The 14,119-nt window shown below is 65.4% G+C and carries 14 protein-coding genes; 3 read left to right on the forward strand and 11 right to left on the reverse strand.

Going from position 1 to position 14,119, the window contains the following annotated elements:
* On the forward strand, positions 1 to 1,110 hold a 1,110-nt coding region (locus C9424_RS19480), incomplete at its 5' end, for a dihydrolipoyl dehydrogenase family protein (RefSeq protein ID WP_133247540.1).
* 74 nt (positions 1,111 to 1,184) lie between these two features.
* A complete protein-coding gene (locus C9424_RS19485) occupies positions 1,185 to 1,691 on the forward strand; it encodes a DUF1440 domain-containing protein (RefSeq protein WP_116768505.1) in 507 nt (168 codons plus the stop codon).
* Between the two features lie 72 nt (positions 1,692 to 1,763).
* On the opposite strand, the gene C9424_RS19490 is transcribed toward C9424_RS19485, so the two are convergent.
* Entirely contained in the window at positions 1,764 to 2,744 is a 981-nt protein-coding gene (locus C9424_RS19490) for a cytochrome c biogenesis CcdA family protein (protein WP_116768506.1), read from the reverse strand.
* A gap of 12 nt (positions 2,745 to 2,756) precedes the next feature.
* A complete protein-coding gene (locus C9424_RS19495; RefSeq protein ID WP_202615937.1) occupies positions 2,757 to 3,359 on the reverse strand; it encodes a TlpA family protein disulfide reductase in 603 nt (200 codons plus the stop codon).
* A 557-nt stretch (positions 3,360 to 3,916) separates the two neighbouring features.
* Here C9424_RS19495 and C9424_RS21520 point away from each other — a divergent pair.
* Positions 3,917 to 4,057, forward strand: coding sequence for a hypothetical protein (locus C9424_RS21520; RefSeq protein WP_161958258.1), 141 nt, complete (start codon positions 3,917 to 3,919; stop codon positions 4,055 to 4,057).
* Between the two features lie 224 nt (positions 4,058 to 4,281).
* Here the strand turns inward: C9424_RS21520 and C9424_RS19500 are convergent, their stop codons facing one another.
* Genes C9424_RS19500 through C9424_RS19540 form a run of 9 tightly spaced genes read right to left on the reverse strand, consistent with a single transcriptional unit; the run spans position 4,282 to position 14,105 of the window.
* Positions 4,282 to 4,719, reverse strand: a complete 438-nt coding sequence (locus C9424_RS19500; protein WP_116768507.1) for a DUF4913 domain-containing protein — start codon at positions 4,717 to 4,719, stop codon at positions 4,282 to 4,284.
* Positions 4,720 to 4,733: 14 nt separating this feature from the next.
* Positions 4,734 to 6,503, reverse strand: coding sequence for a type IV secretory system conjugative DNA transfer family protein (locus tag C9424_RS19505; protein ID WP_116768508.1), 1,770 nt, complete (start codon positions 6,501 to 6,503; stop codon positions 4,734 to 4,736).
* Positions 6,500 to 8,089 carry an ATP/GTP-binding protein gene (locus C9424_RS19510; protein WP_442862058.1) on the reverse strand — a complete coding sequence of 530 codons (1,590 nt, stop codon included), beginning with the start codon at positions 8,087 to 8,089 and terminating at the stop codon, positions 6,500 to 6,502. The genes C9424_RS19505 and C9424_RS19510 overlap by 4 nt, the downstream gene beginning before the upstream one ends.
* Before the next feature lie 8 nt (positions 8,090 to 8,097).
* Entirely contained in the window at positions 8,098 to 9,606 is a 1,509-nt protein-coding gene (locus tag C9424_RS19515) for an SCO6880 family protein (protein ID WP_116768509.1), read from the reverse strand.
* The gene (locus tag C9424_RS19520; RefSeq protein ID WP_237563575.1) at positions 9,593 to 10,861 is read right to left on the reverse strand and encodes a hypothetical protein; all 1,269 of its coding nucleotides are present in this window, start codon (positions 10,859 to 10,861) and stop codon (positions 9,593 to 9,595) included. Before C9424_RS19520 ends, C9424_RS19515 begins: the two co-directional genes overlap by 14 nt.
* Before the next feature lie 40 nt (positions 10,862 to 10,901).
* Entirely contained in the window at positions 10,902 to 11,648 is a 747-nt protein-coding gene (locus tag C9424_RS19525; protein ID WP_116768511.1) for a hypothetical protein, read from the reverse strand.
* Between the two features lie 27 nt (positions 11,649 to 11,675).
* A complete protein-coding gene (locus tag C9424_RS19530; protein WP_116768512.1) occupies positions 11,676 to 11,945 on the reverse strand; it encodes a hypothetical protein in 270 nt (89 codons plus the stop codon).
* Positions 11,946 to 11,956: 11 nt separating this feature from the next.
* Positions 11,957 to 12,568 carry a DUF6668 family protein gene (locus C9424_RS19535; RefSeq protein WP_116768513.1) on the reverse strand — a complete coding sequence of 204 codons (612 nt, stop codon included), beginning with the start codon at positions 12,566 to 12,568 and terminating at the stop codon, positions 11,957 to 11,959.
* A gap of 34 nt (positions 12,569 to 12,602) precedes the next feature.
* Positions 12,603 to 14,105 (reverse strand): chromosome partitioning protein ParA, encoded by a 1,503-nt coding sequence (locus C9424_RS19540; RefSeq protein ID WP_116768514.1) that lies wholly within the window; start codon positions 14,103 to 14,105, stop codon positions 12,603 to 12,605.
* Positions 14,106 to 14,119: the final 14 nt, after the last annotated feature.

Consider the following 14,119-nt stretch of genomic DNA (forward strand, 5'->3'; position numbering starts at 1 on the left):
GACTACCGCGATTACATGATCAGGCATCTTGATGACAAGGACCAGATCGACGGGTACGCCCGCCACGGGGCGGTGGTCGTCAAAGAGGAGGCCCGGATCACCGGACCCGGACGGATCCTGGCCGGAGACCGGGAACTGAGCGCGGAACATATCATCATCGCGACCGGCTCCGAACCGGTCCTCCCGGCCCTGGAGGGCCTGGATCAGATCACGGCCTGGACGAACCGGGAAACCTATACGGCCACGACCCTCCCGGAGCGGGCTGTCGTCGTCGGCGGCAGTGCCGTCGGGATTGAGACGGCCACGTTCCTGGCCCGTTTCGGAGTCAAGGTCACCCTGATCCACCGCGGGGACCGGCTCCTGGAACGTGAAGAACCCCGGGCCGGTGAACTGGCCGGCAAATACCTGCCCGAAGCCGGGATTGACATCCGCCTCGGAGTAAACGCCCGTCGGGGCCGCCGTGCGGGCGGGCAGAGCGTCCTTGACCTCGACGACGGCACCGAGGTGGCGGCCGACGTCGTCATCTTCGCCACAGGCCGCACCCCTCGCACCCAGGACCTGGGGTTCGAACAGGCAGGCGTGGTCCTGGGTGAGCGCGGGCAGGTGCAGGTCGATGAACACTGCCGTGCCGGCGAGAAGGTGTGGGCGATCGGGGACGTCACCGGCATCATGGCCTTCACCCACGTCGCGAAATACCAGGGCCGGATCGCGGCCGACGCCATTCTCGGCAAACCCCGGAAGGCCTTCTACGAGGGTATTCCCCGGGTCGTGTTCGCCGACCCGGAAATCGCCGCCGCCGGCCTCACCCGGGACCAGGCCGGACAGCAGGGCTTGAGAACCGCAGTGGCGGAAATCGACCTCGCCGCAGCCATCACCCGGCCCTGGACCTACGAACGGGATCCCCGTGGACACCTGGGCCTGCTGGCCGATACCGAGCGCAAGGTCCTGATCGGCGCCTGGGCAGTGGCCCCGATGGCCGGGGAATGGATCCACCAGGCCTCCCTGGCCATCCGCGCCCGGATCCCCATCGACACCCTGCGCGACCAGGTCGCCCAGTACCCGACCTACAACGAGGCCTATCAGGCTGCCCTGGACGAACTCGACATCTAGCCGCCGCGCACACCCAGGGACGCTGCTGCCCCCTGGCGTCCGGATCACATGATTCCTCCCAGGGAGAGATCATCATGAAAGTCGCTGAAGCACTCGAAGACCTGGCCACCGCCTGGGTCGCCGGCTACGTCGGGACCAAGGCCATGGAACCGGTCAGCATGAAACTCTACGAACTGGAGCCTGCCCGGGACCGGGCCCGGGAAGACGCCGCCCGGCCGGGGCCGCCCTATGAGCTGGCAGCAAAGAAGATCTTCGGTGCGGCCGGGATCATGCTGGAGGGAAAAGCGCTGGAGCGCGCCTCGATGTTCATGCATTACGGGCTCGCGCTGAGCTGGTCGCCCCTGTATGTGCTGCTGCGCCGCAGGGCAGGCATGGGAGTGGTCGCCGCCGGCCTGCTCACGGGGACGGCGATGTCGTTGATCGCCGATGAAACCATGACACCCCTGGCCGGGTTCAGCGCCCCGAACCGTGCCTACCCCCTGGTGACCCATCTGCGCGGCTTTGCCGCCCACCAGGTGTTCGGGCTCGCCGTCGCCGCAACCTGCGAAGCACTCTGGGCTCTGCGGGGACGCCGACCATAACCCCCACCCCACCTCAACAGTTCCAGCACCCCGGGCTCAGCTGACTGCTGGCCGGCGCCGCCTGATCCGGCGTCAGGCCGGCGGGACGTCGCGCGATGCAGCAGGGGTCGTGCGGTTCAGGTCCGCGTCGGAGTGGTTGGCGCCATTTACGGGCAGTTCGGTTGCGGGCGCGCAGCAGTCGTCATCGGGTTCCTTCGGCATCGGCCCGGCGGTGCGCCTACGTGTCCAGAGGGCCGCGAGCAGCACGGCCGCGGCGAGGGAGATGGCGAGAACCGCGATGACGGCGGTATTGGCCCCGATGAACCCGGTCACTGCCGAAGACAAAACGTTCATCCCTCCGGCGATGCCCTGATTGGGCTGGCCGGTGGCCAGCGCCGGCGCCCAGTAAGCGACAAGATAGGCCCCGGAAAGCACGAGTACGGCTCCGGCGACACGGGGCAGGTAGCGCGAGGCCCGGTGCAGTCCTTTGGCCAGGGCTCCGCTGGCCAGCGCCGAGGAGAGCGCCAACAGGATCAGGACCATGCTCGCCCCGGCGGCGTAGGCCACGAAGACCAAAAACAGGGCAGTAATGCTGTTCGCTGCCAGGGCCTGGGCGATGACCGCCAACAGCACCGCCAGGGTGCAGGAGAGCGACGCGACGGCGTAAGCGGCGCCGAAGGCGACCATCGAGCCCGGCCCGCGGCCGGGCCGGTTCAGCCGGTTCGAGTTCAGGCTCAGACCCACGCGGCGGCCGGCGAGCATCGCGATCCCGACCCCGGCGAGCAGGACCCCGATCAGAACAGCCACCCACGGTACGGCGCCGATGATGCTGCGCAGACCGAAAGCAACGAGCAGGCCGGTAAGGGTGAAGATCCCGGCGAATCCGAGGCTGACCAGTAGCCCGGCGCCCAAGCCACTGAGAGCACGGCGGAGAAGCCCGGGACCTGCGGACTCGGCGGCGGTGTCGTCGCGACCGATGTAATAGGCAAGAAAGGCCGGAAGCATGGCGAATCCGCACGGGTTCACCGTCGAAAGCATCCCGGCACCGAAAGCGAAGGCGAGTGTTCCTGTCATGGTCGGTCCCTCCTACGAGCCGGCGGCCGCGAGGGCCTTGGCAGTTTCATCGGCAGAAGGATCCACTCCGCGGTAAATCTCTTTGCCTGAAGAGTTCAGGACGACCGTCGTCCCGAGGGAACCGATGTTGAAGTGTTTCAACAAGGTCCCGTCATCCCGCACCAGCGTGACCGGCGGGTTGCCGACAGAGGCGATGAACTGGTTCAGGACCTCGGTCGGCTCGCTGGGATCAAGATCGACGGTAATGGCCTGCGCGCCGGGGGCGGCCTTGGCCAGGCCTGAGGCAACATTCTTCACCCCGGCGGCGCATGGTCCGCAGGAAGCTGTGAAGAAATAGATGACGGTCGGCTTGCCTGTCGGAAGCGTCAGCGACGAGCCATCAAGTGTCTTTACCGTGACGGACGCAGCCGCGGACCCCGACCCGGCACTGGCGGGGCCGGCGCTTGAGGAAGCCGCGGCACCCGCCGGCGCGCCTGCACTGGTAGTGGGGCCGCAGCCGGCCAGCAGTGTTGCGGCCAGCACGGCACCCATCAGCGCGCCTGCCCGCTTGGCCGGTCGGTGGCGGGGATGGTCCCGTGTCGGCCGGGGTGCTGACGGTGGTGTGGAGAAGGTCATGGTCGTCTGTTCCTTTCGTTCGCGGACGAAGTATCCCGGCTCCCCGGTTGCTGCACGGAAGCGTTGGCCCCGGTCTTCTGTGAGTCGCAGCAGTCAGCCATCTTCGGGGCGCGACCTTCAGCAGCGGGTGACCCGCCATCGGACTGCCCGCCCGGTACTGCACTTGCCCGGGCACTGGCGCGGCGGCGGCTCACAGTAAAGGCGACGGCTCCTGCAACAATTAGCGTGCCGATGGCAAGGACGGCAGGATTGCCGAGCACCCCGCCCGCCAGAGCGAGACCACCCCCGGCGATCAGAACCGGGCCGGCACAACAGATGACGGCCAGGGCCACGGCCCCGACAGCGAACAGAATTCCACCTATTCCCCCCGAAGGGGCGGACGGACGATCAGACATACGGTTTCTCCTCAAGACTGAAAACAATCCCCTGAGACCAGTGTCGACCTTCCACCAGAGGGGAAGGTCAAGCCCCTTGCCCGGCGAGCAGTCCAGCGAACCAGGCAACAAACGGTCCTGACAGCTACTTTCATCCGTCCAGGTCTCTGAACACTTGCTGGTGTGCTTCCGGTTGCACGGACGGTGCAGACGGCGGGCAACTCCTACCGGGACACCGACAAGGTCAGCGCCAACCTGACGACGTGGCGCCTCAACGGCAAGTCGTTCGCTCAGGCGTGGGGAGTAGCGCCGCGTAAGCGATGAGCACAAATGACTGGTGCCGTGGTGCAGAATGATCCGGTAGTCATGGCGCAGTCTCCGCCCACGTCATATGGCAGCCGCGTCGAGCTCCAGCTCTCGAGATCCCCTGCGAAACGCGTCCTTGACGCTTAGCGTTGGATATTTCACTTTTTCAGTAAGCCGCCCCAGATAGCTCACGAAAAGGGGACCCGCCTGTTGGTGGTCCCCCTTTTCGTGAGCATCGTTGTCTAAGACGTTGGCGTCCGTGCGTCGCGGAACCAGCCATCAGGTGCTTTCTTTGGTTCCAGATGGTCCGGGTCGCGGTGTTCTTTCATATCGCAGTTGTAGAACGGCCCCTGGGGGTTCAGCAGGACGGCCATGTGGTGGTCTGCATGATCCCGCCACCAGACGCTCATGCCGGTCGCAGCGTCGAGGCGCAGGTGCTCCCAGGAACGCCAGAGAGCCGCAATGCGCGAGACTGCTTCGGGGTGAAAGTACCACTCGATGCACCACTTTGCGGTCTTCCCGGTGACGCTGCGGACGTATGTCGGCAGCAGCTGCTCGTGAAGGAACTCTTCGGCCGTGCCGTAGACGAGCTCCGGTGCCTTCTCGGCCTTTTCGTCCTCGCTTGTGCCGGGGCTGGGGGCGGGAGTGTCCGTATCGAACAATCCGAAATCATCTGCCATGAGTGATTGCTTCCTTACTCCGTGACCCAGGGATTAGCGATCGGTGCGGCAGAAACCGGGACGGCCTCTTCTTCGGGCCGCGGGCTGTACTTCCTGATGGACGCCTCCACGGCTTCCTTATGCCGGCCGGTGTACCAGGGCATTGTCCGGACCAGCGTGGCCGGGGCACCGGATGCGAGGACTACCGCGCGGCCGCGGTCGAGTTCGGCGAGGTTGGAGACATCGAAGATGCGTTCCTTGCCCTCCTGCCGGGAGCGGCTGGAGCCGGACTTTCCGGACGAGACGGAGACGCTGGTGTAGCTGTAGTCCCCGATCAGGTCCGAGAGTGCCCGGAGGAAACCTTCTTCGGCCACGCCGCCGCCGTAGACCTTGACGTTTGCGGCCGACCAGATTTTCCGCATGTTCGCCTCGCCCCACAGTTCGACGCCCTGTGACCAGGACTGCAGGATGCCCATGACGATCAGGCCCTTGGAGCCGTAGTGGCTGAACTGATCCGGCAGGGCAGCCCAGCGGACGACGTTGGCCAACTCGTCCAGCGCGAACAGCGCAGGCTTGGGCAGGCGGCCACCACTGCGTTCGGCCCGTTCCTCCATCGCCTCGGCAATGGCCACCGTCAAAGCTGTGGTGAGCGGGGAAGCTGAGCCGGCCCCTTCCTTGGAGAGAATGTAAATCGTCTCCTGTGAGGCAGCGAAAGCATGCGGGTTGAACTGGCGGCGGGCATCAGTGGCCACCGTCGCGCCACCGGTCGGAGCGACCCAGCGCAGCGTGTTCCTGCTCTTGAGGCACTGAATCATCTTCTCTGCGGTGCCGAAGATACCGTCGCGCTGTTTGTCGGCCAGTTCCAGCGTGGACTCCAGGCCCTTGTACTGCAGCTCGTAGTCATGCTCTTTGAGGATGTTGATTGGCTCCCGGTTAACCTGCTCCGTCACCCACAAGTAGACCTGCGTGATGGGCCGCTCCCCGAGCGCGGCCGCGAGGAAGTACGAGGAGAGAATGTCTTCGGCTTTGGGGTCGAAGTAGGCATCCGGCTTGGACCCCGGGACCCTTGAACCGACTGAGAAGTGCTGCGTGAGCTTGTAGGCCTTCTCTTCGTCCGTGACGTAGGAGAGCGGGTTCCACCACCACTCCGCTTCCTCCTGGGCGATCTTCTGCGGATCGAACACCCACACCGGGGCGGTCAGGACCCGGACCCCCCGGGTGCCGTCCACCACATCACGCTTGTTCGAGGTGGAGACAACGGCACCGGGTGCGTCCAGGATCGCGGGCATGACCCGGGAAGTCGACTTACCTGTACGAGGACCCCAAATGTCGAGGCTGAGGTCTTCCCAGGACTGAATGAACGTCTGCCCGGTTGAGACAACCTTGCCGACGACGATGCCCGGGGTGTCCTTCACGCCCAGCCGCTCGGCCGTCGCTTTCGCGCCCTTCTCGGAGAACGCGGCCAAGGACTTCCCACGGCCCAGGTACCGGGCGGCCTTATCGACCCGGGCACGCTTGGACGCGCCCTTCTTCCATGCCACCAGCACGACAACAACCAAGACCAGAACCAGTCCGGCCATGAGGCACGCTGCGACCGTGGACTGGGTTGGCCAGGGCACCCGGCCCTTGATCAACCCGGCGATCAGATCAATCGGGTGGGCGGGCGGTGCTTCGATGCCGGCCATCCAGGAACCGAGGTGCGCGGCCGCGTAGGTCCCGCCGCCGAAGACGACGATGAAGCCGATAGCCAACCAGACCAGCAGGGCATCGCCGAGGCCCATTCCTTTACGGTTCGGTGCGCTCACGGTGTGCCTCCTTCGGTGGGTAGCTGCGGAGCTGCTGGCTCAAGGAGGGAATCAGCTGGGGCGTGCCACTTTGTTTGGGTGTCGTTCACGCCATGGTCTCCGGTTTCGATCGAGGTCAGCCCAACCTGCAGGGGGATGCCGGGGCGGCCGCCGACCTTGATCAGGAACTTTCCGCGGCCGGGAGGTTCGACGTCAACGCCGCGGGAGTCCCAGGCGGGCGGGTCCTGCCAGGAGATGAGCTTTTGCTGCTCCTGGCGGGACAACGGAATGGCCGAGGTCAGCAGCGGCATCTCCGAGGCCGGCAGACCGCCGCAGATGACCATGCCGGAACGCTCCACGAAGCCGCGGGCCTTCATCCGGTCCTCTTCCGCCGGCAGTGCCAGCAGGTCGGACATGGTGTGGGAAATCATGATCTGCCCGACACCCACGGACCGGTTCAGCCGGGTCAGGGCGTCCACCCGGTCCACCATGCCTTTACCGGCACGCAGTGCCCGCCACAGCTCATCCAGGACCACGAAGTAGTTCCGGCGCGGTTCCAGGCCGGCATCTGCCAGGGCGTTGGCGACGTTGACGGTTCCGAATCCGTAGGACCAGCACGCCAGCAAAATTGCGGCCTGCAGGTCTGTTTCGGTCTCGTCAATGCTGGAGACATCGAAGACCACGGCGCGGTCCCGCATCATGGGATTGGTGGTCTGCCGGGAGAAGATTTCCCCCAGCTTCCCTCCACCGGTCAGGCCCAGAAGGGTTGCTTCCAATGCGCGGGTTTCCTGCAGGTAGACGGTCATGTCTCCCCGGTCCAGTGCGACCTGGCGCAGCTCATCGGGCGCGGAGACAATGACGTCCAGGAGGTCCTTCAGGACAGGAATACCGTCGAACCGGTCATCGAGGACCCGCAGCGCCCGGTCAAGGATGGTCTGTTCCTGATCGGTGGGCGGGTTGTTCCGGCTGATGGTGATCAGCGAAACGACCATCGTCAGGCGCCGGCCGTGCGCGTCGGCCCGGACCCGCGTGGCGTCCTCATGGTGACCGCTGTCCTCGAGCAGCTGCGCGGCTTCGACGGCCTGGCCGGGGTCCAGAATGTTCAGGTACCCGACGCCACGGCCAAGCTTGATGACCTGCCCGTTGAGAGCTTCCACTGCTTTGACGTGCTCGCCTTTGAGGTCTCCCAGGATCAGAGGGTGAACACCCTGCGCCGAGAGGCCGATGAACATCCGCCGCACAACGGTGGACTTCCCCAGCCCGGGCTTGCCCAGGATGAAGGCCGAGGGGTTGGAGATGAGCCGTGCGCGCTGGAACCAGCTGATGGGGTCACAGCAGACCGTGGCCTGGGTTTCCTCGTGGCGTCCGAGCGGGATACCGATCATGGGCGAGGACGCACCGGAGGAGAACGGCCACAGGCCGCAGACCTGAACCGTTGTTCCCCGGTACTCCTTCACGGACGGAACGAGCTGGGCCATGCCCCCGCCACGACCGGACCAGCCACGGGCACCCGGCCCGGCCTCGCGTGGCTGCTTCTCAGCCTTCTTCTTGGGCGCAGCCGTTGCCCGCTCGGTGGTCTGCTTGGAGGCACGGGTGAACATGTCCATGAGGGCCACTACAGAGCATCCTTAATCTCGGAGGGCACCATGCTGTGCTTGGGCAACACCAGGCCAAGCGGCAGGGAGGCCGCGAACGCGGTGTCCTGCGCGCCGTAAGCGCGGCGCAACAACACCCGGGCAGTACCGGAGGTCTGCTCCACAGCGGCGACGGCATCATCGAGGCGTTCCCGGTCGGTCACGGTGGCCGTGACGACCATCCCGAAGTTCACCAGCCCGGCGCCTTGGGCTTCCTCGTGCGCGGTCTGCACAGCGGAGCGGGCATCGACCAGGGCGCGGGCACTGGGCCTGGTCCCGGAGGTGATGCGGACGTTGGCGTTGTTCTGGTCCCGCTCGACCACGGCAGCTGCCCGGGCGGAATCCATCGGGCGGTACAGCAGGGAAATTCGCTTACGGTCAACGTCCCCGTGCGGGGCCAATAGCCGGGACAGGACCGAGGAATTCACAGACCCGCGCGGGGCGCCGGTCATCGTCCAGGAGGCCGAGAATGCGCTGTCGTGCCGGTAGGTATCCCAGCTCGCCTGCGTCGCAGTGGGGCCGACCTCACCCCAGGTCAGGGACACCGGAGAACCGGCGGCGTGCGCTTCATCAATGATCAGGGCGGCGGGGGGATCGTAGGCGATCCGCACAACTTCGCAGAGTTCCTGCGCGGACATCGGACGGGCAATACCGGCGCCGGTGGACTGAAGGCGGGCCGACAGGCCCGGGATCCGCGAGGCGAGGTCACGGGCAACATCTTCCGGTGTGCGCTTCTTCGATCCCGCACGGAGGGAGGCGTTGAACGTCAGGGACACCCAGGCGCGGACCGTGGCCGATCCCTCCGGGTACGTATCCACGACTTCACTCAGCATGTCCTTGGCAAATGCCGGCGCGTCAGGGTCGATGTTCATCATGACTTCGTTCCGGAGCCGGTACCCAGAGTCGGGGGCGGTCTCCACCGTGACAGCCGCGGCGTCCAGCCCGGCCTCATCCGCCAGCCCGGCGAGCCATCCGCCCCAGTTCGCCACCCACGCATCAACCTGCTCAGGGTCAACCAGCGTGGCACCATCAGGTTCGGTGGAGAAAATCACCGTGAAGTGGCTCGTGGTTGGCACATGCAACAGGGCGAAGGGGCGCTTGTAGGAGTCAGCGAACTCGTACAGGGTGGACTTCGCGGCAAGTCCGGGGAGCTGGTACATGCCCCACTCCGTCACACCCAGAGGGCCGGACCGGTAGAGATTCGTCCCGGAGGACCTGGAGAGTTTGAAAGCCATGCGGGTGCCGAACCGGTCAACAACGGACTGGCCATGCTTGTCCTTGACCGTCAGCAACAGGGCGCTGACCCCGGCCAAGGCCAGAACAGCGAGGCCCGGGAACAAACCCCAGATAGCAAAGCTGGTGATGCCCAGCAACAGCCCGGCCATGACAATCCCGGTGCCGATAGCGCCGAGGTTGCCCAGACCGGCTGAGCGCGGTACGCGCCAATTGCCGTAGGACGGTTCTTTGTATTCGGTGCTAATTGCTGCCACTGGGGCCCTCCCCGGTTGAATCCTGCGCGGTCTTTTCGATTGCCTGCGATGTCTTTGACGCCACCTGTGCTCCTGCGGCTACGGCCATGCCAACTGGTCCGGCTGCTGCTGCGGCTCCCCCAGCTGCTGCTCCTGCTCCAGCGCCGGCACCTGCTCCTGCGGCTCCCGCCCCAGCTCCTGCAGTACCAGATGCTGCGGTGCCGGTGGCTCCAGCGGGGCCGGTGGACCCTGGGGTCGGCTGGCCGCCGCCTCCCTTGGGCCCAGGTGTTCCGTCGCTGCCCTTCGGAGATGTGCCTGATTGGTTGCTTTGCGTGCTGGCTGGCGTCGGTGCGGCATTGCCTTTGCCGCTGCCGCTGCGGCCCAGGGAGACAGCACCTGTGGCCATGGCACCCACTGCCGCGCCTGCCCCGGCTCCCCCGCCAGAGGCGACGGCACCGACCATCGGCGTCACGAACCGCATCAGGGCTGGCAGGGCGAACAAGGCAACGACCATTAGCGTGAAGCCCGTGATGGACCTAATCAGCGCGTTCTGGCCCGCACCGTTGCCCATGAGCAGGAACGCGACCGAGTAGACGATCGCCGCAGCTGGTTTGTAGAGGATGAACGCGATGGTCCAGCCAACTGCTTTCTGGAACCACTGCCTGCCCATCTCCGTGTTCGTGAACGCGGCCGTGGTGGGCAGGATGCCCGCCAGGATCACCAACATGCCGCTGCGCACCACCATCAGCACGACCTGGACGAGGGACGCAATCAACCCGATGAGTCCCAGGACGATCAGGATAAACACCCCGACGCCGGTCTGGTTGGTTATGACCAGGATGTTCATCGACGCTGCGAATCCCTTCCCGTCCGTGGAACGCTGGATGACGGCGACAGCGAAGGCGTCGGCCGCGATCACCAGAATTGAGATGACACCCAAACCAAGGCCCGACACCAGAGTGAGCGTGAGCAGCGAGCGGAGCAGGTCCTTTAGCGGTGCCCCACGCTGTTCCCAGATCATCCGGATGCCTCCGAGGATGACGGCGAGGACCGCCAGCGCCAGCGTCCAGGGCATCAATTCGCTATTGACGGCAGAAACAACGGGACTTGGCGTGGTGCCGTCCTGGCTGGCCAGGTTCACGGTGGGCATGGAGACCCAGAAGGTAGACAGTGTTGTCACCATCTGGCTCATGCCCTCCATGATGGCTTTTGCAAGATTGTTGATTGCGTCGTCCGCGATCCCCGCCGCAACATTGCCGAGTCGCTGTTCGCCCATGCAGACAACGTTCCAAACTTCGCATTCCTTTTCTGCCATGTCAGACTCCGGCCCAAGGGATAAATGAACTCAGGTCACTGACCTGGCGAACTGCGCCTCCGCCAGCGGGCGGGATATCCATTTTCCAGTCGCCGTCCTCCCAAAGCAGTGACGTCGAGAGAGCACCGTATCCGCCATCTTTGGTCTCGAAAGCCAGCTCCACAATGGCTGTTTCGGGAGTGTATGAATGGATCATGAAGCCGGCGATCTGGGCCTTCGGTGAGGTCCCACCGCTGACGTCCTTGCCTTCCTTTATGGCCTGTACTGCTTTGTCCCGCGAAGGGCTGTCAGCTGAAAGCTCCAGGTAAACCTGTTTTGCATAGCCGTTGAATGACGACGCCCAGATGTTCGCCGTTGCGTAAAGAGCCCCTGTGGGTGACTGGGCGAAGCACGACCTCAGACCGTCCTTGCCCACAGTGCCGGGGCCTGCTGTTGATGGATCGGTTGGAACGGCCATGGTTCCGAGCAAGTCCCACTTGGATTTGGGCGCGGTTCCCAGTGCAGTTTCCTTGCTCGCAGGGAGGCCGCAGACGCTCTTGCCAGCCCCAGCGGAGGCACTGGGGCTGGCTGCGGCTGTGCTGCTGGTCTCTGTCGGGGCAGGAGCTGGCTGGGCGTTTCCCTGTCCTTTGGGGAGCAGGAAGATGACGACGGTTGCTGCGATCAGCGCGACCACCAGCGCGGCAGCAATGATGAAACCGGGCTTGGTGAACGGATTGCTTTCGGTGGTGCTCTCTGTTGACTGGCTCATGGTGAACCTCCCGTTGTTGGTGCTGGCTTAGACGAAGGCGCGGACGATGCCGGAAGCGCCGGTGATGATGATGCAGCCCAGGAGGACCCAGCCGAGCTTGCCGATGGCTTGTGCGCCCTCTCCGCGCTGGAGCTGAATCACCATGCCGATGCCGACGATGATGACGCCCAGGACGCCGAGGACCAGGCCGATGCCGGAGGCCCAGTTCAGGACCGTGAGCAGGCCGCCGGCCTCGGCCGGGACGGTCGGGGTGGGGTTGGGGATGACGCTTCCGTCAAGTACGGCGAAGGAGTTCATGGTGAGACCTTTCAGTTGGTGGTGCTTGGTGTGGTGTCGGTGGCCAGGGAGGCCAAGTCATTGATGAATCGTTGGTATTCGCGGCCCGTGGGCGGCGTTGTGGTGTCGCCGTGCCGCCAGGCCTCTACCCAGGGCAGGGTCCAGAGTCGGGGCGCTCCCCCGCCGACGATTGCGGCGAAGTCACGGAGCGCTTTGGGAGTCTTCCCCGGTGCGTCCGCCAGGACGGCGAGGCCGAGCAGATCCAGCTTCGGTGCCGCGCCTGATGCCCATTGGGTCAGTGCGCTCTGTGCCGCTGTCAGGCCGCGCATGTCTGCCCGGCAGACCAGCAGAACCCGGGGTGTGCTCCCGTCCTGCAGGATGGGCCAGCAGTGACCGGTGGGGCGGGCCCCGTCGAGCAGGTCAGCGATGCGGCTTTCGCCGGCTCCCCCCTGGGCGCCGGTAATCCACAATGCTGCAGAACCTGACATGGTGCGGCGGGCCAGGCGGTCTGCCGTGTCCGGTTCAACCATTCCCCTCAGCGGCTCACTGATCACTGCCGCAGGCGGCACGTGCGCGTACGGTGCTTCCTCTTCCGCGCTGTCGGCGGCGGGGCTGGTGATCCAGGGGTTCAGGGACTGTTGCATGGTTCCTCCTTTCAGAATCCGTTGGTGGGTTGTTCTAGAAGCCGGCGGCGACGGCGGCCGCTGCGGCCAGCCATGCCCGCTGGGTGGCGGGCTGAAGGGCTTCGTAACGGATGGGACCGTTGACCATGGCCGGATCGTAAGGAATCCGGACGACCGCGCGGACGAACGGCTCGAAGCCGTCAGCGATCCGCTGGGCTTCGTCCTTGGCCCGCTTCAGGGCGTCCCCGGTCATGCTGCGCTTGGCGTCGGTGGATTCGGAGACGATCACGACGGCGTTGCGTGCCAGCTCCGCGTCGTGGCCACCACGGGATTCCAGCGTCTGCAGCGTCAGCCGCGCAGCTTCGGCGCGGTCCTCGATGGCCGTGACCGGGACGACGAGCTGGTTGGTGTGGTCGATCATCCGGCGCCAGTTCGCTGCCCTGGCGGTGTTACCCGAGTCCATGACCACCAGCCGGTAATACCGAGTGAGCACCTGGTGGGCGATATCGACTTCCTCAGCGGTGACTTCGTGATCGCCTTCTTCGTTTTCATCCGAGCGCAGAACGTCGAACTTGTCGGCGGTCTGGTGATGGACGAACTTGGCGATTTCTGCCGCGTTCGTGGCCGGAGAGAGAAGTTCGGTCGATGAATCGATCAGGTCCAGAACGCTCCGGGCATGGGAACCCTTTTCCGTCCGCCAGCCCAGGGTGCCTTGGGATTCGTTGTTGTCCCAGGCGACGGTGGCGGCCCCGCTGTAGCGGGCAAGGATCGCCGAGAGCATGACGACCGTGGGGGTCTTGTTCGCCCCGCCCTTGCGGTTCACCACGGCAATAGTCCGGGGACCGGGCCAGTGCTGGCTGACCGTGCGGATGTCCTCCCGCTGGGAGAGTTCTTCCGCTGAGGGGTCCATCCGGAATCCCAGTCGCGTGAGCGCTCCCCTCCATCCCTGTGTCGCCGGTTCCAAAACCGGAGCGCTGACTAGGAACGAGGTTTCCTTCAGGCTGCGACGGGTCAGCGGTGCTTCCGTGACGGTTGCGGTGGTCTGCGGTTCTTCTGCGGCGGCCGACGGCTGGGCCTCCGAATGGGCAGGCTCAGGTGTCTCGGTTGCTGGCTCGGTCTCGACGGGGTTGGGCGGCCACGGCTGTCGTTTCACCGCTGCCGCAGCGGTGGGCTGTGCGGGGGCGGCTGATGGTTCAGGAGCAGCAACAGGGACCGTATCAATGACGGTCGGAGCGATGGTCTCGGGGGTGGTTTCCGGGGCCTCTGCGCGGCGGCGTGCCGGGCGCGGTTCGTAGGAGACGGATTCGATCTTGTTGTCCGGGTGCACGATGAGTTCACCGTGTCCTTCGGGATCCTCAATCTGGACCCGGACGGGGCGCTGCAGCGTCTGCGCCTCGCCCACGACCAGGGCAAGGGCGTTGTTGCGGAGATCCTGTACGGAGTCCCCGGCAGGCACGACGCGGGAGTTACCCGCGACGACGACCTCAGCGGTCCCGTTGTCGCGGACGATGGCCCTAATGTTTGGAAAGGCCAGGACCTCGGTTGGTGTAGTACCCATGAACTTCTTCCTTA

The sequence above is a fragment of the Arthrobacter sp. H-02-3 genome, assembly GCF_003097355.1.
GTDB classification, from domain to species: domain Bacteria; phylum Actinomycetota; class Actinomycetes; order Actinomycetales; family Micrococcaceae; genus Arthrobacter; species Arthrobacter humicola.